Genomic DNA, 19352 nt, shown 5'->3' with positions numbered 1-19352 from the left:
GCCTGCTCGGCGGTCGTCACCGACGGGGCGAGCAGCACCGCCTGCGCCTCCGGCGTCGGCTGGCCGACCGTCGCCGCCGGGGTCGACATGATCGAGGTGAGGCTGGCGAGCCGGTGCCCGTGGCGGAGGGCGACCTCCTGGACGATCATCCCGCCCATCGAGAGCCCGACCAGGTGCACCCGGTCGAGGCCGAGCGCGTCGAACAGGGCGGCGGTGTCGTCGGCCATGTCGGCCAGCAGGTACGGCGCACTGCCGCCCTCGCCGGTCAGCAGCGCCATCAGGTCGGGGACGCCGGCATCGTCGAGGTGGGTGGACAGGCCGATGTCGCGGTTGTCGAAGCGGACCACGTGGAACCCGGCGTCGGCCAGGCGCTGGCAGAACCGGTCGGGCCAGGCGAGCATCTGGGTGGCGACACCCATGACGAGCACCAGCGGGGGGTCGTCCGGCGACCCGAACGTCTCATAGGCCAGCGTGACCCGGCCCGCGTCAACTAGCGTCGGCGACTGCATGTGCTGAACTATGACAGTTCCACTGTCACGATGGAAAGGCACCCCGTTGACCAAGAGGTTCGAGGGCAAGACCGCGATCGTCACCGGCGCCAGCCGCGGTATCGGGCTCGGTATCGCCGAGCGGCTGGTCGCCGACGGCGCGCGAGTGGTGATCACCGCGCGCAAGCAGGAGGCGCTGGACGAGGCCGTCGCGCACCTGGGCGGTCCTGACGTGGCGCTCGCCGTGGCCGGCAAGGCGGACGACACCGAGCACCAGGCGGACACCGTCCGGCAGGCGATCGAGACGTTCGGCAGCGTGGACTTCCTCGTGAACAACACGGGGATCAATCCGTCGTACGGCCCGCTCCTGGAGGTCGACCCGAGCGCCGCCCGCAAGATCGTCGACGTCAACTGCCTCGCCGCGATGGCGTGGGTCAAGCAGGTGCACGATGCCTGGATGGGCGAGCACGGCGGCAGCGTCGTCAACGTGTCGTCGATCGCCGGCCTCCGCCCCCCGGCCAACATCGCGTTCTACGGGGCGAGCAAGGCGATGCTGACCTACCTCACCCAGACCCTCGCCGTGGAGCTCGGGCCGGGCATCCGGGTCAACGCCGTGGCGCCGGCGGTGGTGAAGACGCGGCTCGCGACCGCTCTCTACGAGGGCCGCGAGGAGGAGGTCTCCGCCGCCTACCCGCTGAAGCGGCTCGGTGAGCCCGAGGACATCGCGGGGCCGGTCGCCTTCCTGCTGTCCGAGGACGCCGCCTGGGTCACCGGCGCGCTGCTCGTGGTCGACGGCGGCCTCTCCCTGACCGGCGGCATCGCCTGACGCTGGACCCGACGCTAGCCGAGGCCGACCGCGAAGGCGCCGAGGCCGAGCGCCGCGCACAGGCCGAGGGTGCGCAGGGGACTCCAACCGCGCCCGAACATGACCGCGAGCGCGACACCGGTGATCGCGAACGCGACCGGGTCCCACGACGACAGCACCGGCAGGTCGACGTTGAGCGGCCCGGCTCCGACCTCGCGGTTGTCGTCGAAGAGCGTGTGCAGCGCGAAGAAGACCGCGAGGTTCGCGATCACGCCGACGACGGCGGCAGTGACGCCGGTCAGCGCGGCGGTGATGCTCCGGTTGTGGCGGAGCCGCTCGACGTACGGCGCCCCGAGCAGCACGAACAGGAAGCACGGCACGAAGGTGACCCAGGTGACGAGCAGCGACGCGAGGACGGCCGCGACCCAGGGGTCGAAGCTGCCGGGGCTGCGGTAGGCGCCGACGAACGCGACGAACTGCACGACCATGATCAGCGGCCCCGGCGTGGTCTCGGCGAGGGCGAGTCCGCGGATCATCTCTCCGGGGGCCAGCCAGCCGTAGACGTAGACGGCCTGCTGCGCGACGTACGCGAGCACGGCGTAGGCGCCGCCGAAGGTGACCACGGCCGCGCCGGAGAAGAACAGGCCCTGGTCGACGAACACGTCGGTCGATGACACGAACGTGGCGAAGACGGCGACCGGCGCGAACCACAGGAGTACGCCGACGAGCAGGATGCCGAACGAACGGCGCTTCGACGGCAGCTCGTGGTGCAGCGCGTCGTCGCTGATCAGCGGGGGCGGCCCGTCGTCGGTGTCGCCGTGGCTCGCGCGGCTGGCGAAGCCGGGGAATGCCCGGCCGAGTGCCCAGCCGATCAGGCCGGCCGCGAGCACCACGACCGGGAACGGCACCGAGAACAGGGTCAGCGCGGCGAACGCGCCCACCGCGATGGCGACCAGGGCGGCATGGTCGAGCGCCCGCTTCCCGATCCGCTGGACCGCCTGGAGCACGATCGCGATGACCGCGGGGGCGACCCCGGCGAAGAGCGCCGACACCACGCCGGTGCTGCCGAAGCGCACGTAGACGGCCGAGAGGACGAGCAGGGCGAGCGCTCCGGGCAGGACGAACAGCCCGCCCGCGATGAGGCCGCCACGGGTGCCGTTGAGGAGCCAGCCGGTGTAGATCGCCAGCTGCTGGGCCTCGGGACCGGGCAGCAGGGTGCAGTAGTTCAGCGCGTGGAGGAACCGCCGCTGCCCGATCCACCGCTTCTCGTCGACCAGCTTGTGCTGCATGACCGCGATCTGGCCGGCCGGTCCGCCGAAGGTCTGCAAGGAGATGGCGAACCACGCCCGGGTGGCCTCACCGAGCGGGATGACGTCGTTCTTGGGGTCGATGAGGCAAATACAACCATGGTTAGTGGGTAAGTGGACCTAGCGGGCGACCGTCGTCGCCCCCGACCTGGTCAGCGTCGGGGCGAGAGTGCCTCGGCCAGCGACTCGAGGATGCCGGGCACGATGCTGAAGTAGGCCCACTTGCCGCGTTGCTCCCGGGACAACAGGCCCGCCTCGGTGAGCACCTTCATGTGGTGCGAGATCGTCGGCTGGGCCAGCCCGACCGGGGCGGTGAGGTCGCAGACGCACGCCTCCTGACCCTCGGCGGCGGCGATCATCGAGAGCAGCTTCACCCGGTTGGGGTCGGCCAGCGCCTTGAACATCCGGGCGAGCGCCTCGGCGGCGGCATCGTCGACCCGGCCGCCGGTGGCGGGGGAGCAGCACGTGGCCAGGTCCGGCAGTAGCGGAAGCTCGGTGGGCATGACACCATCCTAAAGAACATATTGACTTCTGTCGATACGACTGTAGAGTCCGTCATATCGAACTTCGTGAATATGAGGAGAATGGAACCATGACCGACCGATCTGTTGCCGCCCCCGTAGCCGCGCCTGTCGTCGTGATCGGCGCCGGCCCGCAGGGCCTCGCCGCAGCCGCCCACCTGCTCGAGCGCGGACTGACCCCCGTCGTGCTGGAGCAGGGCTCCGCCCCGGCCGCCGCCGTGGCCGAGTGGGGCCACGTCCGGCTGTTCTCGGCCTGGCCCGAGCTGGTCGACCAGGCCGCCGCCCGGCTGCTCGCCCGGTCCGTGGAGGGCGGCTGGACCGCTCCGGAGTCGGGCTACCCGACCGGAGCCGAGTGGGTCGACCGCTACCTCGCGCCCCTCGGCGCGGCGCTCGCCGAGCACGTCCGGTACGACGCCCGCGTGGTCGGTGTGTCGCGCAAGGGCCGCGACCGGCTCGTCGACGCCGGGCGCGCCGAGCAGCCGTTCACCGTCCACTTCACGACCGCCAACGGTGACGAGGAGCGGATCGAGGCCCGCGCCGTGATCGACGCCTCCGGAACCTGGCGCAAGCCCAGCCCGGCCGGAGCCGACGGCATCCCGGCGCTCGGCGAGGTCGCGGCCACCACCGCCGGACTGATCTCCTACCAGGTGCCCGACGGCGCCAGCCCGGCGCGCTACGCCGGGAAGCACAACGTCGTGATCGGCGCCGGCGCCTCGGCGTTCAACGCGATCATCGAGCTCGCCCGGATCGCCGCCGAGCACCCCGGCACCACCATCACCTGGGCGCTCCGGCGTGCCGTTTCCGGCGGCACCTTCGGAGGTGGGGAGGCCGACCAGCTCCCGCAGCGCGGTGCGCTCGGCCTGCGCGCGAAGAAGCTGGTGGAGGACGGCGCCGTCGAGCTGCTCACCGGCTTCCGGACCGCGCGGATCACCGTCGACGACGGCAGGGCGGTCGTCCTGGCCGAGGACGGTCGGGCGCTCGCGCCGGCCGACAACGTCGTGGTGCTGACGGGGTTCCGTCCGGACCTCTCCTTCCTCTCCGAGCTGCGGCTCGACCTCGACCCGACGCTGGAGGCGCCACGCAACATCGCGGCCGAGATCGACCCCAACATCCACTCGTGCGGCTCCGTGCGCGCGACCGGTGCGGCCGACCTCGCCCAGCCCGAGCCCGACCTGTACCTGGTCGGCATGAAGTCCTACGGCCGGGCGCCGACCTTCCTCGCCCTGACCGGCTACGAACAGGTCCGCAGTGTCGTCGCGGAGCTCGCGGGCGACCACGAGGCCGCCGCCCGCGTCGAGCTGGCGCTCCCCGACACCGGGGTCTGCGGTGGGGCCGGTCTGTTCGACGAGCCCGCGGGCAACGAGGGCGGCGGCTGCTGCGGGTCGCCCGAGCAGGAGGTGCTCACCGTCGGGGCGCCCGTGACGTGCTGAACCCACCGCCCCGCGGCGTCCTCGCCGCGCTCTGCGTCACCGTGACCATCAGCTACGGCACGCTCTACTACGGGTTCGCGGTCCTCGCGCCGACGATCACCGCCGACACCGGCTGGTCGTTGACCGCGATCACGGCCGCTTTCTCGCTGGGCCTGCTGATGTCCGGTGTCGCGGGGGTCGTCGTGGGGCGTGCCATCCAGGCGCGCGGCCCGCGCGGCGCGATGGTGATGGGCGCGGTCGTCGGCGCCGCGGGGCTCGCCCTGCTGGCGGGAGCGTCGTCGTACCCCTGGTTCCTGGTCGCGATGCTGCTCTGCGGCACCGGCGCTGCCGGGCTGTTCTACGCCCCGGCCTTCGCTGCGCTCACGCACTGGTACGGCGCGGGCCGGGTCCGGGCGCTGACCACGCTGACCCTGGTCGCGGGGTTCGCCAGCACGGTGTTCGCGCCGCTGACGACCGCGCTCGCGGAGCAGACCAGCTGGCGCACGACGTACGCCGTCTTCGCCGTGCTGCTCCTCGTGGTCGCAGTGCCGACGCACGCGATCGCGCTGCACCACCCGTGGCCGGTGCACGCGGAGTCCGAGCACGTCACGCCGGACCGTGAGGTGCTGCGCAGCCCGGCGTTCGTGCTGGCTGCCGCGGGGGCGACGCTCACCACGCTCGCGATGTTCGCGGCGCTGGTCGCGTTGATCCCGCTGCTCGTCGGCCGCGGGATGACGCCGACCCTGGCGGCCTGGGGGCTGGGGCTCGGGGGCGCCGGCCAGGTCCTCGGCCGGCTGGCGTTCCCGCGGCTCACGGCGATGACCGACGTCCGGCAGCGGGTGCTGTGGGGACCCGCCGCCATGGCGCTGACGACGCTGACGCTGGCCGTCGTCCCGGGCCCGGCGGCGCTGCTGATCGCCATCGCGATGGTCGCCGGCGCGGCCCGCGGGCTCTACACGCTGGTCGGGGCGACGCTGGTCAGCGACCTGTGGGGGCCTGAGCGATACGCGGCCATCAACGGCGTGCTCGGCGCTCCGGTCTCGGTCGCGACCGCGCTCGGGCCCTTCGCCGGCGCCTGGATCGCGGAGGCCGTCGGCGGCTATCCGGTGACGTTCGCAGTGCTGGCGGCGCTNGACGTTCGCAGTGCTGGCGGCGCTGGCCGCGGCCGGCTCCGTGCTCTCGGTCCTGGCGGTCGGGCGCGCGCCGCGAGCGGTCGTGCTCGCCACCTGACGCCGCACTAGGGTGCACGCATGTCCGAGACGCCCGTGCTCCGGCCGATGCCTGCCGGCGCCGCCGAGCTGGGGGAGCAGCTGCAGACCGCCGTCGCCGAGATGGCGGCCTGGATGCGCGAGTACGGCGAGGTCGCGACCCATCCCGCCCAGCACGTCGACCTGGCGTCGCTGGGGTCCGCGACGGCCGAGCTGCGCGAACGGCTGCGCGACAACTACCCGTTCCACCACCCGCGCTACGCCGGCCAGATGCTCAAGCCGCCGCACCCGGCGGCGGTGATCGGCTACGTCACCGCGATGCTGGTCAACCCCAACAACCACGCGCTCGACGGTGGTCCGGCGACGGCGGCGATGGAGAAGGACGTCGTCGGCCAGCTGGCGGCGATGTTCGGCTTCCCCGAGCCCCCGGGGCACCTCGGCCACCTCACCAGCAGCGGCACGATCGCCAACCTCGAGGCGCTCTTCGTGGCGCGGGAGAGCCACCCCGGGCAGGGGATCGCGCACAGCGCCGACGCCCACTACACCCACGCCCGGATGGCCCACCTGCTCGGCATCGAAGCCGTGTCCGTCCCGACGACCGCGGACGGCACCATGGACCTCGACGCCCTCGACGCGCTGCTGGCGGGCGGCCGGATCGGCACCGTGGTGGCGACCACGGGCACGACCGGGCTCGGAGCGGTCGACCCGGTGCCCGAGATCCTCGCGATTGCCCGGCGCCACGGGGCCCGGGTGCACGTCGATGCGGCGTACGGCGGCTTCTTCCGGCTGATCGCCGACGACCGGCCCGACGGGGTCGCGGCGGCGCCGTACCTCGCGATCGCCGAGTGCGACTCGGTCGTCATCGACCCGCACAAGCACGGCCTCCAGCCGTACGGGTGTGGCGCGGTGCTGTTCCGCGACCCCGAGGTGGCGCGGCACTTCCTGCACGACTCGCCCTACACCTACTTCACCTCCGACGACCTGCACCTGGGCGAGATCTCGCTCGAGTGCTCCCGCGCCGGCGCCGCCGCGGCCGCGCTGTGGCTGACGCTCCGGCTGCTGCCCCTCACGCCAGAGGGCCTCGGCGCGGTGCTGCGTCCCGGTCGCCGGGCCGCCCTCGACTGGGCGGCGCGGATCGAGGCGAGCGACGAGCTGCGGCTGTTCCAGCCGCCGCAGCTCGACATCCTCACCTACTTCCCCGCGCGGGACCGGCTGTCGGAGGTCGATGCCGCGAGTGCGGCGGCGATGGCCGCCGGCATGGCGGCGCCTCCCGACCAGGCACTGTTCCTCGCAACGTACGCCGTCGACGGTGCCGCGCTGGCAGCCCGCGGGCACGTCGACATCGAGGTCGACGTGCCCGCGGGACGGATCTTGCGCAGTGTGCTGATGAAGCCCGAGAGCGAGGCCGCCGTGCCGTGGTTGCACGACGAGCTGCTGAGGTTGGTCAGCCCACCTGGAAGGTGAAGCTGTCGACGAACGTGTCGCCCGCCCCGCCCGACCGGTCCGTGGTCCCCGTCTCGGTGTGGATCAGGTTGCCGCCCACGAAGACCTGGATCGTGTAGTTGGCCGGCGACGACTCCAGGCAGTCGCGGTAGCTGCTCAGCTGCACGGTGTAGGTGCCGGAGGGCGCGGGGTCCCACACGGTGTTCTCGACGCCACCCGCCTCGGGGTCCGAGAAGCAGGCGCCGACGTTGTCGTCGCGGTCGAGGTACCCACCCGAGGGCACCGCGACGTTCCGCCACGACACCGTCTCCCCGCCGGGCTCGGTCACCCACAGGTCGAGGTCGTCGTCGTTGTCCCAGATGAGGGTGACCCGGACCGGACCGGTCGCCACGACGAGGTCGGAGCCGTCGCAGTTCTCGTCGATGCCGTTGTTCGGGACGTCCGGCACACCCGGGTTGATCGCGGCATCGCCGTCGTCGCAGTCCTCGGGCACCTCGTAGCCGTCGTCGTCGACGTCGAGGTCGGGCGCGCAGGTCGCGTCGTAGTCGAAGTCGAAGCGCTGCCCGTAGCCCGGACCGTCGCCGGACTGGTTGTTGCCGGACTTCACCCACGTCGTCTCGAGACCCTCGAGGGTCTCGAGGTCGACCACGTAGACCTTCCCGGTCAGGTTCTCGAGGCGGGTTGGCGAGCCGTCGACCTGGTAGACGATGTTGGAGAGGTCCTTCGACGACGTGACGGTGATCGTCGCCTCGGCACAGTCGTAGTCGAGCGTGACGGTCGCGGGAGCGGCGTACGCCGGCGTGGTCGCCGCGGTCGCTGCCAGTCCCGCGCCGATCACGATGCCGGCGGCAGAGGTCAGCGTCCGGCGGGACGCGGTTCGGTTGTGGTGCATCTCGGTCTCCTAGGGTCGGCCGCCGGCGGGAGCGCTGGACGGCATCACCTGAAGGAGTCGCGGCGGGAGCGGGTGATACACGTCGTCGACGCCGCCCCGTCGCCCGAAAGCGTCCCCTGCGGCCCGCCGCCCGGGTAGCGTGCGACTCAGCTGGCGGCGCCAGTTCCCGCCGGCCGAGGAATGGGGACCATGCGGCCGAAGACGGGATACGCACGCAACGGCGACGTCCGGATCGCCTACCAGGTCGTCGGCGACGGCCCCTTCGACCTGGTCATGACGCCGCCGTACATCTCGCACGTAGACCTGTGGTGGATGCTGCCCGAGACGGCCAGGTTCATGGAACGGCTCGCCTCCTTCTGTCGGCTGATCCTCTACGACAAGCGCGGCACCGGCCTGTCCGACCCCTCGCTCCGTCCGCCGTCGCTCGAGGAGCGGGTCGAGGACCTGCACGCGGTGCTGGACGCGACCGGAGCCGAGCGGCCGGCACTGTTCGGGATCTCGGAGGGCGGCGTGCTGAGCATGCTGTTCGCCGCGGCCTACCCGGAGCGGGTCCGCGCGCTGATCACGTTCGGCGCCTTCGCGAAGATGCCCGGACCGGACTACCTGCCGGACCTCGTAGAGCGGGCGGAACGCGCGATGGCTGCCTTCGACGAGATGCACGAGCACTGGGGGGAGGGCCACCTCGTCGACCTGTTCGCACCGGACTACGCCGAGGACGAGGCCACCCGCGCCAGCCTTGCTCTGTTCGAGCGCCTCGCCGCCAGCCCGGCCATGGCGGTCGCGCTGCTGGACTCGCTGAGGAGCGTCGACGCCACCCACGTCCTGTCCTCGATCAGCGCCCCCACGTTGGTGATGCACCGCCGGGACGAGGTGATCCCGGTCGAGATGGCCAGGGACATCGCCGCTCGCATCCCCGGCGCGCGGCTGCTCGAGTTGGACGGCACCTCGCACCTGCCGTGGCTCGGCGACAGCGAAGCCGTCCACGACGGCATCGAGGCGTTCCTCACCGGTGCCCGTGCCGTGCACGAACCGGACCGCGCCCTGGTTACCGTCGTGTTCACGGACATCGTCGGCTCCACCGACCTGGCGGGTCGTCTCGGCGACGCGCGGTGGCGCGCACTGCTCGAACGCCACGACGCGTTCGTCACCCATGAGGTGGACCGGGCCGGCGGCCACGTGGTGAAGTCGCTCGGGGACGGGATGCTCGCCCGCTTCGACGGCCCCGCGCGTGCGCTCCGCGCGGCCAGGCGCATCGTCACGTCGTCGATGGCCGAGGTCGGCGTCGAGGTCCGGGCGGGCGTGCACACCGGCGAGTGCGAGATCCGCGGGGACGACCTCGGTGGGATGGCGGTGCACATCGGGGCTCGCGTCGCGGCGAAGGCGGCCGGTGGCGAGGTGCTCGTCTCCTCGGCGGTACGTGACCTCGTGTTCGGGTCCCCGATCGGGTTCGAGGACCGCGGCGATCACGAGCTCAAGGGCGTCCCGGGCCGGTGGCGGCTGCTCGCGGTCACCGATGCCGAGTCGGCTCCCCAAGCACCGGCCCCGGCTGCGGCGTACGCGATCGCCCCCAACGGCCCGAGCTCCCGGACCTCGGACCGGGCGGTGGCCCGGATGGCGAAGGTGGGCAGCGCCAACCCCAAGGTCGGCCGTCAGCTCGGTCGCGCGCTGCGACTCGGCACGCGGCTGCGCCGGCCCTCGGTCAGCCGCCCCTGAGGTAGGCGCTGGGACGACGCCGCCTGCTCACTCGTCGCGGACCCGGCCCCGCAGCGCCTTGGTGCGACCCAGCTGCTTCTTCGACTCGACGCGCCGACGTTGGGAGGCGCGGCTCGGCTTCGTCTTGCGGCGGGGTGGCGGAGGCGGCGCCACCGCCTCCCGCAGGAGGGCGACCAGGCGTTCGCGGGCGGCGATGCGGTTGCGCAGCTGCGACCGATGCTCCGAGGCCACGACCGAGAGCCTTCCCTGCGTCATCGCGTCGACAAGGTGGCGGGCCAGGCGGGCCCGCTGCTCTTCGGTGAACGCGGTCGAGGTCGCCGGAGCGAAGAGGAGCTCGACGCGGGTGTCGCTGGTGTTGACCGACTGGCCGCCCGGCCCCGGGGAGCGCGAGAACCGCTCGACCAGCTCACCCGCCGGGATGGTCGTGCCGGACGGCAGTCCGGGGCCCGGCGGCACCACAAGGTCCTGACCGGGCTCGCTCATGCTCCGACGGTAGCGCCGGGTGCTGAGGACGCCGTCGGCATGTCCTGGTGAGCAACGGTGGGCCCACGCTCTAGCCTCGTTGGCTCACGTCACTGGCCGAGAGAGGTTGGGCTACATGCGGGCAGTCCTGCTCAGCAGCGGGCTGGCGGTGATCTGCTCACTGCTCGGGACCCGGCTCGCCATCGGGTGGTTCACCAGGCACGGCTTCGGCCAGCCGATCAGGGACGACGGCCCCACGACGCACCACGTCAAACGCGGCACGCCGACCATGGGCGGGCTGGTGATCCTGCTGAGCGCGACGGTGGCCTACCTGGCCGCCACGATGCTGGTCGGCGGTCGGCCCAGTGCCAGCGCCTGGCTGCTCCTCTTCCTGTTCCTCGGCTGCGGAGTCGTCGGGTTCCTCGATGACTTCATCAAGGTCTACACCCAGCACAACCAGGGGTTGACCAGCCGCGCGAAGATGGCCGGGCAGACGGTGGTCGCCCTCGGATTCGGTCTGCTGGCGACGCAGTTCTTCGCCGATGAACGAGGCGTCCGGCCCGCGTCGCAGTACATCTCCACCACGCACGACTGGGGGATCAAGCTGCCCCTGGTCGTGCTCCTGCTGGTGATCTGGTTCATCGTGACGGCGACCTCCAACGGCGCCAACCTGGCGGACGGCGCGGACGGTCTGCTTGCGGGCACGTCGGCCATGGTCTTCGGCGCCTACACGATCGTGAACATCTGGCAGAACAACCATCTGTGCGGATCCCTCGACTCCACGGTGGTGGAGTCCGCGTGCTACCAGGTCCGCGACCCGCTCGACCTCGCGGTCTTCGCAGCGGCCATTGCCGCGGCGTGCATCGGCTTCCTCTGGTGGAACGCCAAACCCGCCCGGATCATCATGGGCGACGTCGGCTCGCTCGCTCTGGGAGGTGCGCTGGCCGGTCTGGCGATCATGTCCAGGACGGAGCTCCTGATGGCCGTCATCGCGGGCCTGTTCGTGCTCGAGACGTTGTCCGTGCTCCTGCAGATGAGCTACTTCAAGCTCACCCGGCGGATCACCGGCACCGGGCGCCGCATCTTCCGGATCGCCCCCATCCACCACCACTTCGAGCACCTGGGATGGGACGAGGTCACCGTGGTCATCCGCTTCTGGATCATCGCCGGCCTCTGTGTCGCGGCCGGCCTCGGGATCTTCTACGCCGACTGGCTGAACTGACTCAGCCGTCGGACTCCTCCGAGGCGGCACCGTCCGACTGGTGGTCACCGGGCTCGTCGGCGTCCGACTGCGTCTCTTCCGCGCCGTCGGCCGGCTTGCCCTCGTGCAGGAGGTCGCCGACGGTCTCGCCGTCGGGCAGGCCCTCGGCCAGAGGGTTGTCCTCGCTCGGCACAAGGTCCTCCGGAAGCTGTTCGTCGGGGATGCTGACGCCGCTGTCGTCCTTGCTCTCGCTCATGGCCGAGCGGTACCCACGATCGACGTCCCACACCCCTGTGGGCGGCGGCAGCATGGGCGGCTCAGCGCCGCGTGTGGTGCTGCTGGCTAGGGGCGTCGGTGGAAGCGGAGGTCGCCGTTGGGAAGGCGGTCGGCTTCGTATCGTCGGTCGTGGGCGCGGTGGTGGTGGTGATTGCAGAGGAGGATGCCGTCGTTGAGGTTGGTGCGGCCGCCTTGGGTCCAGGGTTTGAGGTGGTGGGCTTCGCACCAGGGGGCGGGGACGGTGCAGCCTTCGGCTCGGCATTGCTGGTCGCGGAGGCGTAGGGCTTTGCGTTGGCCGGGTGTGTAGAGGCGGCGGGTGCGGCCGAGGTCGAGGATCTCGCCTTTGCCGCCGAGGACGACGGGGATGATCTTGGCGGTGCAGGCCAGGCGGCGGATCGCGGTGGCCGACATGTTGTCGCCTGCGGCGAGGTGGGCGTCGATGAGCCCGCCGGTGGCCAGGTCGGTGATCAGGGAGTCGAGGTCGATGGTGACCATCAGGGTGGTCGCGTCGCCGCCGTGGTCGGGGAGCCTGGCGGGGTCGAGGTGCTCCAGGAGCGCGCCGAAGGCTTGGCCGAGGCGCCGGTGGTAGGGGATCCGGTCTTCCTCGCCGGTGATCGCGTCGCTGCTCTTCCTGGGTGAGGCGAAGGCTTCGAGGTAGGTCAGCAGCCGGGTGCGGTCGAGCTCGGGGTGCACGATCGTGGTGCGCGCCAGTCCGTCGCCGATCAGGCGGGAGCGCAGGCTGGTCTTCTCCCGGGCGCGTTGCTCCTCTTGTTCGAGAAGTCGGGCTTGGTGGGCTTCGGCGATGTCGGGGGCGACGACGTGGAGGATGTGACGGCCCAGGCGGCGTAGCTCGGCGGGGCTGAAGTCGGCGCAGTAGGCCACCAGCTGGGTTTCGGCCTTGGCCAGCAGGGTGGGGTCGAGGTCGTCGGGCAGGGCGTCCAACGCGGTCACGATCACCCGGGCCTGGGCGAGCGCCACTGATCCGTCGGCCATACCGGCCGCGACCCGGGTCCACCGCCGGTCCAGGGCCTCGGCCAGCCGGGCGTCGGCGCGAGCAGCGGCGGGGTCGGCGTGGGTGAGGTGGGCGGCCCAGGACCCGACGTCGCGGGCACCGGCGGCGTCGGCGACGTCGCCGGACACAGCGAGGATGCGTAGTTTCAGGTCGGTGAGGGTGGCCTCCAGGGCGGTGATCTCCTGGAGGGCGGTGGTCTTCTCGGCCGGGGTCATGTACACCGGTTGCACGTCGCGCACGTCGCTCAACGAACTCCGGGCGTCCGCGACCGCACCCAGGATCGGGTGGGGTTGGGGGTGGAGTTGGGCGACCACGGTGTTCCTTTCCGAGATGCTTCTATCGTACACCTGTTCGATTCGGAATGGAACATTCGTTCGAGGGTTTCCACAGGTTGGTTGCCTTGGTTTCGAGGCTCGCTTCGCTCGCACCTCAACCAGCGGCGACGGCGAGCGGGGGTCTCGTGACGGTCGCTGCGCGACCTCCTCGACCAACGGTGGGCAGGGGGTCTCGTGACGGTCGCTGCGCGACCTCCTCGACCACCGGTGGGCACGGCGGCGGTGAGCCGGCGTACTTCCGCAACCACCCGAACACCTCCCCCGCTACCGCCACCAAAGCGAGCACCTCAGGCCTCCGGCAACCGACGCAGGGCCCCGGGGGACCGCACCGTGACCAACGACGGCGCGCCACCACGTCGTCCGTCTTTCCCACCGCAACCGACGACGGCGCGGAAGCTGCGGGCAGGGGTCTCGTGACGGTCGCTGCGCGACCTCCTCGACCACCGGCGGGCAGGGGGGGTCTCGTGACGGTCGCTGCGCGACCTCCTCGACCAACGCTGAGGCGGCGCTGCGCGACCTCCTCGACCGCAGGGGGCGGCTGGGACGGTTAGGAGATCTCGTGCACCACGCGGGCGGCGGTGGCGGTGGCGCCGCGGATCAGTCCGAGCCCGAGCTCGGCGTCGCCGATCGCGCGGACGGTGGTGCGGGGGAGGCGGGCCGCGATCGCGTCGGCCAGCGTGCGGTCCGCAACGACGGTTCCGGCGAGCACGACGGCGTCGGCGGGGAGCAGTCGGCTGGTCCCGTTGGCGGGCGTGAGCAGCACCCCGTCGGCGGTGATCTCCTCGACGAGGCAGCCGACGTGGACGGTGATGCCCAGCCGGTCGATCCGGTCGAAGTGCTCGGTGCGCCGCTTGAGGCCGAACTCCGGAGCGAGCTCCGGGCCGGGTTCGAGGAGGGCGACCAGCCGCCCCTGGGAGGCCAGCGTCTCGGCGTACTCCACCGCAGCCAGGCGCCCACCGACCACCGCGACGCGTCGCCCGGCGGGCACTCGCGAGGGGTCGAGGCCCCGTGACACGTGCGGCAGGTCGTCGCCGACCACGGACGGCACGACCACCGCGCCACCCGTCGCCACGACGACCACGTCCGGTACCAGGTCGGCGACGAGGTCGGGAGTCGCCTCCTCTCCGAGTCGTACGACGACGCCGGACCGCTCGACCTCCGCCAGCAGCCAGTCGAGGTAGGACCGGTTCTCCGCGTGGACCGCCGACGCGGCGACCAGGGCGCCCCCCAGGTGATCGGCTCGCTCCAGCAGCACCACGTCGTGGCCAGCCCCGTCCGCCAGCCGGGCCGCCTCCAGCCCGGCGGGACCGCCGCCGACCACGACCACCCGCCGGCGCTGCGGCGCGGGCACCAGGGTCAGCTCCCGCTCGTAGCCCGTGAACGGATTGACCGCACACTCGGTCGCCAGCTTCTCCTCGAGCGTGTCGATGCAGTTCTCGCAGGAGATGCAGCGGCGCACCCGCTCGGGCTCGCCGTCCATCAGCCGACGCGGCAGGTCCGGGTCGGCCAGCAGCGGCCGCCCCATCGCCACGAAGTCGGCACGCCCGTCGGCCAGCACCGCCTCGGCCAGCGCCGGGTCGTGGAGCCGACCGACCGCGATCACAGGCACGTCGACGGCCTCCTTGACCGCCGCAGCGGCGCCGACGTTCAACCCGTCGCCGCGGTCGGCGGCGTTGACCATGCCGGTCACCAGCCGGTCGATCACCCCGCCGCTCACGTGGAAGGCATCGACGCCGGCCTCGACCAGGAGCGGCGCGATGGTGGCGGTGTCGTGGACCGGCCGCCCCGCCGCGACCCGCTCGTAGCCGGAGATCCGCAGCGTGATCGGGAAGTCCGGGCCGACCTCGCCCCGGATCGCGGCGAGCGTCTCGAGCACCACCCGGATCCGGCCCTCGATCGACGTCCCGCGGTAGCGGTCGCCGCGACGGTTGCGCTGCGGGGCGAGGAAGGACCCGAGGAACATGTAGCCGTGCGCGGCATGGAGCTCGAGGCCGTCGTACCCCGCCTCGCGCACGCGCACCACCGCCGCCCGGAACTGGTCGATGACGCCGGCGATCTGCTCCTTGGTCGCCTCGGCGGACGGCCGTCCGGTGAGGTACGACGGGATCACCGACGGGCCGATCGACGTGACCCCGTGCATCTCCGGCCCGAGTCCGTCCGGCCCGGCGTGCACGACCTGCGGCTGGATCCGGGCGCCGTGCGCGTGCGCCGCGTCCACGAGCCTCCGGTGCGCGGCCACCGAGTCGGCGGTGCCGATCTGCAGTCCGCCCGGGGTCTCCGGGTGCAGGGGGTCGATGCCGGTCGCGCCGACCGTGATCAGGCCGACGCCGCCGGCGGCGCGGGCCGCGAAGTAGTCGACGGTGCGGTCCGACGGCAACCCCTCGGGCGTGCCGTACATGGTCTCCATCGGGGACATGACGATCCGGTTGCGGACCGTCATGGTGCCGATCCGGCCCGGCGCGAGCAGGTGACCGAACAAGGGGGCAGGCATAGAACATGTTCTACCTTGTTCCCGTGGACTTCGCTGTCGTCACCGCCTACCAGCCGATCGGCGAGCTCGTCGCCCTCGCCAGAGCAGCGGAGGAGCACGGCTTCCGCGCGCTCAGCGTCGCCGACCACGTCGTCGACCTCGAGACGCTCGCGACGCCGTATCCCTACCAGGCGAGCGGCAACCGCCGTTGGACGCCCGACGTGGACTGGCCGGACCCGTGGGTCACCATCGGCGCGCTGTCGCAGGTGACCACCCGGCTGCAGTTCTTCACGTCGATCTACGTCGCGGCGATGCGCAACCCGTTCGTGGTCGCCAAGGCCGTCGGTACGGCGGCCGCCCTCGCCGGCGGGCGGGTCTCCCTCGGCGTCGGTGTGGGCTGGTGCCGGGAGGAGTTCGACCTGCTGGAACAGGACTTCGGCACCCGCGGCCGGCGCACCGACGAGGCGCTGGCGCTGATGAAGGACCTCTGGTCGCCGGGCTGGACCGAGTTCGAGGGCGAGTTCTACTCCTGCGAGCGGCTGGTGATGAAGCCCGAGCCCCCGGGGCCGATCCCGGTCTGGGTCGGAGGGATCTCCGAGCCGGCGCTGCGGCGCGCCGCCCGCCACGACGGCTGGGTGAGCGACACCTCGACCGTCGACGAGGCGGTGGCGACGGCGGCGCGGCTGGCCGAGCTGCGCGCCGAGGCCGGGCGCGACCCGGCGGCGCCGTACGACGTCGTGGTCGCCCTCACCGACGCGCTGACGTCCGACGACTTCGCCCGCGCGGCTGCCGGGGGAGTGACGCTGGTGATGACGATGCCGTGGCTCTACTACTACGGGAACGACGCCACCCTCGAGCAGAAGATCGACGGCATCCGGCGCTACCGCGACGACGTCATCGAGCCGCTCGGCTGAGTCAGGCGGTTGCGCTCATGTCGGCCGCGGAGGCCATGAGCAGCCGTCGTCGCAACGTGACCAGCTCGGCGACGGCGGTGACGAAGCGGGTCGTGCTCTCGCCGTTCTGCACGTCGTCGAAGTAGAGCCGACGGGTCGACTCGCGCGCGGCACGGTGCTCGTCGTCGGCGAGCCGCGCGGCCAGCAGCGCGGTCAACGAACCGACGGTGGCGACGTCGACGATGTCGGAGCAGCGGCTGACCGGCACGTCGCGCCGCAGGGCTTCGGCGTCGCCGGAGCGGTCGGTGATGAGGAGCGGCTTGTCGGTGCAGAGGTAGAGCCAGTCGAGCCCGACCGACGAGACGTCGGTGACCATGGCGTCGCAGGACGGCATCAACGCGAGGATGTCGCCCTCGGTGATCGCGACGTGACCGGCGGCCGGCTCGGCCGCCGCGGCATCGGTGATCCGCTGGAGGATGGCGGCGTGGTTGGCGGCGACGGCCCGCGTCAGGCTGGTGGTGATCTTCGGGTGCGGCTTGTAGACGAGCCGGACGCCCGGAACGGCCAGGACGGCGTCGACGATCACGGGACCCAGTACGTCGACCGACGTGTAGTTGTTGTAGTCGGCGTCGCCCTCCCAGGTCGGGGCGTAGAGCACGGTGGTGCGGGCGGACGGAGCAAGACCGGCGGGTCGGACGACGTCGAGCTGCGGCCGCCCGATCCGGACCAGGGAGGACCCGTCGAACTCCATCAGGTTGGCCAGGTGGCGCTGGACCGCCGCCTCGCCCGCCACGAACACCCGGTCGTAGGCCTTGGCGTTGTTGCTCACCATGCTCTGCTTGTCGCTCTCGCCGTGGTTGATGTGCACGTGGAGCATCCGGTTGTTGAGCAACGAGTCGATGTTGGTCTTCGAGTTGTTGCAGTACAGGACGACGGAGGCGTCGAGCGTCTGGTAGCTCTTCGCCAGCTCGTCGAAGCTCTCGGCCAGGACCAGCGGGAGCGGGGTGCGGCCCTGCAGCTGTCGCGCGACCTCGGCGTTGCGGACCACCAGGGCGACGGGATGGGCCTGGTCGAGCACCTCCAGGACGGGGAGCCACTGGACCAGCTGGTAGACCCGCGTGGGGTCCTCACCGAAGTAGGCGACGACCGAGATCCGCTTCTGCACTTCGCAATGCTACGCCTGCCCCGAGCATGGCCCGGACATGCCCCGAGCATGGCCCGGACATGGCTACGGCCCCGTCGGTCTCGGGGACCGGCGGAGCCGTAGTAGTAGGTGATTCAGCGGAGCACGGGGAACTTGCGGACCAGGTTGGTCTTGGCCCACGTCTTCCCGAGGCCCCAGGTGTCTCCGGCCAGGGTGAGGGCGAAGACGGTGAGGGCGACCGCGCCGAGCAGGTGGTCGTCGATCACGGGGTTGTTCTCGAGGGGCAGCGAGGCGAGCCACATCATGATGTAGAGCAGACCGCCGGTGATGGCTGCCATCCGGATGCCGACGCCGAACGTCAGCGCGATGCCGATGCCCAGCAGGCCGAGCATGAACAGCCAGTCGGCCCAGGCGTCGCCGGCCATCGAGTTGAAGAAGTCCTTCATCGGGTTGTCCTCGGGGACACCGAAGCTGAGGAACCCGAACGTGGGGCTTCCGCCGTTGATCCACGCGGCGTCGCCGAAGCGGTCGAGCGTGCCGGTCTCGTCGACACCGGTGTGGTAGCCGAGGGCCAGCAGCTTGTCGAAGAACGCCCAAAGGAAGGTGAGGCCGAAGCCGATCCGCAGCGCAGCAAGCCCCTGTCGGGCGCTCCGGTGCGTGACGACGTCCTTCTCGACCATCACATCCAGGTTGTGGCTGTGCTTGAGAGTGGTCATCGTAATCTCCGATTTCCGGGCCGGTCGGGCCCTGCTTGATCTCTGTTGCTACGCCTAGCCTCGCCCGTCGGGGTCGCCGTGGGCAGGGTCCAGGAACCGTGACCGGCCGGGCATTAGGTCCCGATCGGGTGCGGACTCCAGGTCCACCACCCGGTCGGCCAGGTCGAGCCCCGACGAGCCGTGCGTGATCCACAGGACCGAGCGGCTCCGCGGGCCCGACAGGACCTCGCTCGCGAGCGCCTCGGCCGTTGCGTGGTCGAGGTGGGCCGTGGGCTCGTCGAGCACCAGCACCGGCTGGTCGGCGAGCAGCGAGCGGGCGATCCCGATCCGGGCCCGCTCGCCTCCCGACACCGCGGAGTGACCGTCGCCGAGCCAGGTGTCCAGCCCGTCGGGGAGGCCGTCGAGCCAGGCACCGAGGGAGGCGCGGCGCAACGCCGCCTCGACCTCCGCGTCGGTGGCCCCGGGCCGCGCCAGCCGCACGTTCTCGACGAGGGTCGTGCCGAAGACGTGCGGGTGGTCGTCGACCAGGCCGGTGAGCCGTCGTACGTCGTCGAGCCGAAGGTCGCGGGTGGAGCGACCCCCGAGCTGGATCCGACCCTCGACCGGGTCCAGGAAGCGCAGCAGCAGGGCGGCCAGCGTCGACTTGCCCGACCCGGACGGGCCGACGACGGCGATCCGGTCACCCGGGGCCAGGCTCAGGCTCACCGGGGCGGTCAGCGGCTGGCCGCGCTCCCAACGCGCGCGGGCGTCCTGGACGTCGACGGCGGTGCCGGTCGGCACCGACACGCCGACCGTCTCGCGCACCGCGGGCGAGCGGTGCGCCAGGTCGCGCAGTCGTGCCTCGGCCGCGCTGGTGCGCACCGAGAGCACGCCGGCGTCGGCGACGGGCGCCGCGACGTCGGCGAGGGCGAGCGGCAACAGCACGAGCAGGGCCATCAGCGGTCCCGACAGCCGGTCGTCAGCGACGGCGGGCCCGGCGACCAGGGCGGCCGCGGCGACGGCGACACCGGCCGAGGCCAGCACCAGGGCCCGGGCGGCCGCGAGCCACCCGGCGGCC

General features: G+C 72.0%; 18 protein-coding genes. 7 read left to right on the top strand and 11 right to left on the bottom strand.

What is annotated here, in order from left to right:
- Window positions 1-509, bottom strand: a 509-nt coding sequence (locus H0488_RS13135; RefSeq protein ID WP_183099723.1) for an alpha/beta fold hydrolase, incomplete at its 3' end; no start/stop codon positions are given.
- A 46-nt stretch (window positions 510-555) separates the two neighbouring features.
- Between H0488_RS13135 and H0488_RS13130 the strand changes: the two genes are divergently transcribed.
- Window positions 556-1314, top strand: a complete 759-nt coding sequence (locus H0488_RS13130; RefSeq protein ID WP_183099722.1) for an SDR family oxidoreductase — start codon at window positions 556-558, stop codon at window positions 1312-1314.
- 14 nt (window positions 1315-1328) lie between these two features.
- Here the strand turns inward: H0488_RS13130 and chrA are convergent, their stop codons facing one another.
- Both chrA and H0488_RS13120 read right to left on the bottom strand, forming a co-directional pair.
- Entirely contained in the window at window positions 1329-2663 is a 1335-nt protein-coding gene (gene chrA / locus H0488_RS13125; protein ID WP_312856327.1) for a chromate efflux transporter, read from the bottom strand.
- 89 nt (window positions 2664-2752) lie between these two features.
- The gene (locus H0488_RS13120) at window positions 2753-3103 is read right to left on the bottom strand and encodes an ArsR/SmtB family transcription factor (protein WP_183099721.1); all 351 of its coding nucleotides are present in this window, start codon (window positions 3101-3103) and stop codon (window positions 2753-2755) included.
- An 89-nt stretch (window positions 3104-3192) separates the two neighbouring features.
- Here H0488_RS13120 and H0488_RS13115 point away from each other — a divergent pair, with 89 nt between their 5' ends.
- From H0488_RS13115 to H0488_RS13105, 3 genes are all read left to right on the top strand, one after another.
- Window positions 3193-4551: an NAD(P)-binding domain-containing protein gene (locus tag H0488_RS13115; protein ID WP_183099720.1), complete on the top strand. Its 1359-nt coding sequence runs from the start codon at window positions 3193-3195 to the stop codon at window positions 4549-4551.
- On the top strand, window positions 4545-5771 hold the full coding sequence (locus H0488_RS13110; RefSeq protein WP_220794544.1) for an MFS transporter: 1227 nt from the start codon (window positions 4545-4547) through the stop codon (window positions 5769-5771). Before H0488_RS13115 ends, H0488_RS13110 begins: the two co-directional genes overlap by 7 nt.
- Before the next feature lie 9 nt (window positions 5772-5780).
- The gene (locus H0488_RS13105) at window positions 5781-7202 is read left to right on the top strand and encodes a pyridoxal phosphate-dependent decarboxylase family protein (protein ID WP_220794543.1); all 1422 of its coding nucleotides are present in this window, start codon (window positions 5781-5783) and stop codon (window positions 7200-7202) included.
- Here the strand turns inward: H0488_RS13105 and H0488_RS13100 are convergent.
- Window positions 7183-8073: a putative metal-binding motif-containing protein gene (locus tag H0488_RS13100; RefSeq protein WP_183099719.1), complete on the bottom strand. Its 891-nt coding sequence runs from the start codon at window positions 8071-8073 to the stop codon at window positions 7183-7185. The two genes, H0488_RS13105 and H0488_RS13100, sit on opposite strands and share 20 nt — an antisense overlap.
- 189 nt (window positions 8074-8262) lie before the next feature.
- On the opposite strand from H0488_RS13100, the gene H0488_RS13095 reads away from it, so the two are divergent.
- Window positions 8263-9786: an adenylate/guanylate cyclase domain-containing protein gene (locus H0488_RS13095; protein ID WP_183099718.1), complete on the top strand. Its 1524-nt coding sequence runs from the start codon at window positions 8263-8265 to the stop codon at window positions 9784-9786.
- Window positions 9787-9813: 27 nt separating this feature from the next.
- On the opposite strand, the gene arfB is transcribed toward H0488_RS13095, so the two are convergent.
- Complete coding sequence (arfB, locus tag H0488_RS13090; RefSeq protein ID WP_183099717.1) at window positions 9814-10269, bottom strand: alternative ribosome rescue aminoacyl-tRNA hydrolase ArfB; 456 nt, start codon at window positions 10267-10269, stop codon at window positions 9814-9816.
- A gap of 115 nt (window positions 10270-10384) precedes the next feature.
- Here arfB and mraY point away from each other — a divergent pair, with 115 nt between their 5' ends.
- Complete coding sequence (gene mraY / locus H0488_RS13085) at window positions 10385-11470, top strand: phospho-N-acetylmuramoyl-pentapeptide-transferase (RefSeq protein WP_183099716.1); 1086 nt, start codon at window positions 10385-10387, stop codon at window positions 11468-11470.
- Between the two features lies 1 nt (window position 11471).
- On the opposite strand, the gene H0488_RS13080 is transcribed toward mraY, so the two are convergent.
- The 3 genes from H0488_RS13080 to H0488_RS13070 all read right to left on the bottom strand — a co-directional run bounded on the left by H0488_RS13080 (window position 11472) and on the right by H0488_RS13070 (window position 15563).
- Entirely contained in the window at window positions 11472-11705 is a 234-nt protein-coding gene (locus tag H0488_RS13080; protein ID WP_183099715.1) for a hypothetical protein, read from the bottom strand.
- Between the two features lie 86 nt (window positions 11706-11791).
- Entirely contained in the window at window positions 11792-13084 is a 1293-nt protein-coding gene (locus tag H0488_RS13075; RefSeq protein ID WP_183099714.1) for an HNH endonuclease signature motif containing protein, read from the bottom strand.
- 535 nt (window positions 13085-13619) lie between these two features.
- Window positions 13620-15563: an oxidoreductase gene (locus H0488_RS13070; RefSeq protein ID WP_183099713.1), complete on the bottom strand. Its 1944-nt coding sequence runs from the start codon at window positions 15561-15563 to the stop codon at window positions 13620-13622.
- A 23-nt stretch (window positions 15564-15586) separates the two neighbouring features.
- On the opposite strand from H0488_RS13070, the gene H0488_RS13065 reads away from it, so the two are divergent.
- On the top strand, window positions 15587-16456 hold the full coding sequence (locus H0488_RS13065; protein WP_220794542.1) for a TIGR03619 family F420-dependent LLM class oxidoreductase: 870 nt from the start codon (window positions 15587-15589) through the stop codon (window positions 16454-16456).
- Between the two features lies 1 nt (window position 16457).
- On the opposite strand, the gene H0488_RS13060 is transcribed toward H0488_RS13065, so the two are convergent.
- From H0488_RS13060 to H0488_RS13050, 3 genes are all read right to left on the bottom strand, one after another.
- Complete coding sequence (locus tag H0488_RS13060) at window positions 16458-17600, bottom strand: CDP-glycerol glycerophosphotransferase family protein (protein WP_183099711.1); 1143 nt, start codon at window positions 17598-17600, stop codon at window positions 16458-16460.
- Window positions 17601-17713: 113 nt separating this feature from the next.
- Window positions 17714-18295, bottom strand: coding sequence for a hypothetical protein (locus H0488_RS13055; protein ID WP_246372038.1), 582 nt, complete (start codon window positions 18293-18295; stop codon window positions 17714-17716).
- Between the two features lie 54 nt (window positions 18296-18349).
- Window positions 18350-19352: amino acid ABC transporter ATP-binding/permease protein (locus H0488_RS13050; RefSeq protein ID WP_183099710.1), on the bottom strand; the 1003-nt coding region annotated here is incomplete at its 5' end.

Source organism: Nocardioides pelophilus (assembly GCF_014180685.1).
In the GTDB taxonomy this organism is placed as follows: Bacteria; Actinomycetota; Actinomycetes; order Propionibacteriales; family Nocardioidaceae; genus Nocardioides; species Nocardioides pelophilus.
Note: the sequence above shows the minus strand (reverse complement) of the source record. Positions and strands in the feature narration are given on the sequence as shown.

Coding starts and splice junctions, on each gene's coding strand:
- H0488_RS13095 (WP_183099718.1), top strand. CDS start 8,263: ATGCGGCCGAAGACGGGATACGCACGCAACGGCGACGTCCGGATCGCC.
- H0488_RS13070 (WP_183099713.1), bottom strand. CDS start 15,563: ATGCCTGCCCCCTTGTTCGGTCACCTGCTCGCGCCGGGCCGGATCGGC.
- mraY (WP_183099716.1), top strand. CDS start 10,385: ATGCGGGCAGTCCTGCTCAGCAGCGGGCTGGCGGTGATCTGCTCACTG.
- H0488_RS13115 (WP_183099720.1), top strand. CDS start 3,193: ATGACCGACCGATCTGTTGCCGCCCCCGTAGCCGCGCCTGTCGTCGTG.
- H0488_RS13120 (WP_183099721.1), bottom strand. CDS start 3,103: ATGCCCACCGAGCTTCCGCTACTGCCGGACCTGGCCACGTGCTGCTCC.
- arfB (WP_183099717.1), bottom strand. CDS start 10,269: ATGAGCGAGCCCGGTCAGGACCTTGTGGTGCCGCCGGGCCCCGGACTG.
- H0488_RS13055 (WP_246372038.1), bottom strand. CDS start 18,295: ATGACCACTCTCAAGCACAGCCACAACCTGGATGTGATGGTCGAGAAG.
- H0488_RS13080 (WP_183099715.1), bottom strand. CDS start 11,705: ATGAGCGAGAGCAAGGACGACAGCGGCGTCAGCATCCCCGACGAACAG.
- H0488_RS13105 (WP_220794543.1), top strand. CDS start 5,781: ATGTCCGAGACGCCCGTGCTCCGGCCGATGCCTGCCGGCGCCGCCGAG.
- H0488_RS13100 (WP_183099719.1), bottom strand. CDS start 8,073: ATGCACCACAACCGAACCGCGTCCCGCCGGACGCTGACCTCTGCCGCC.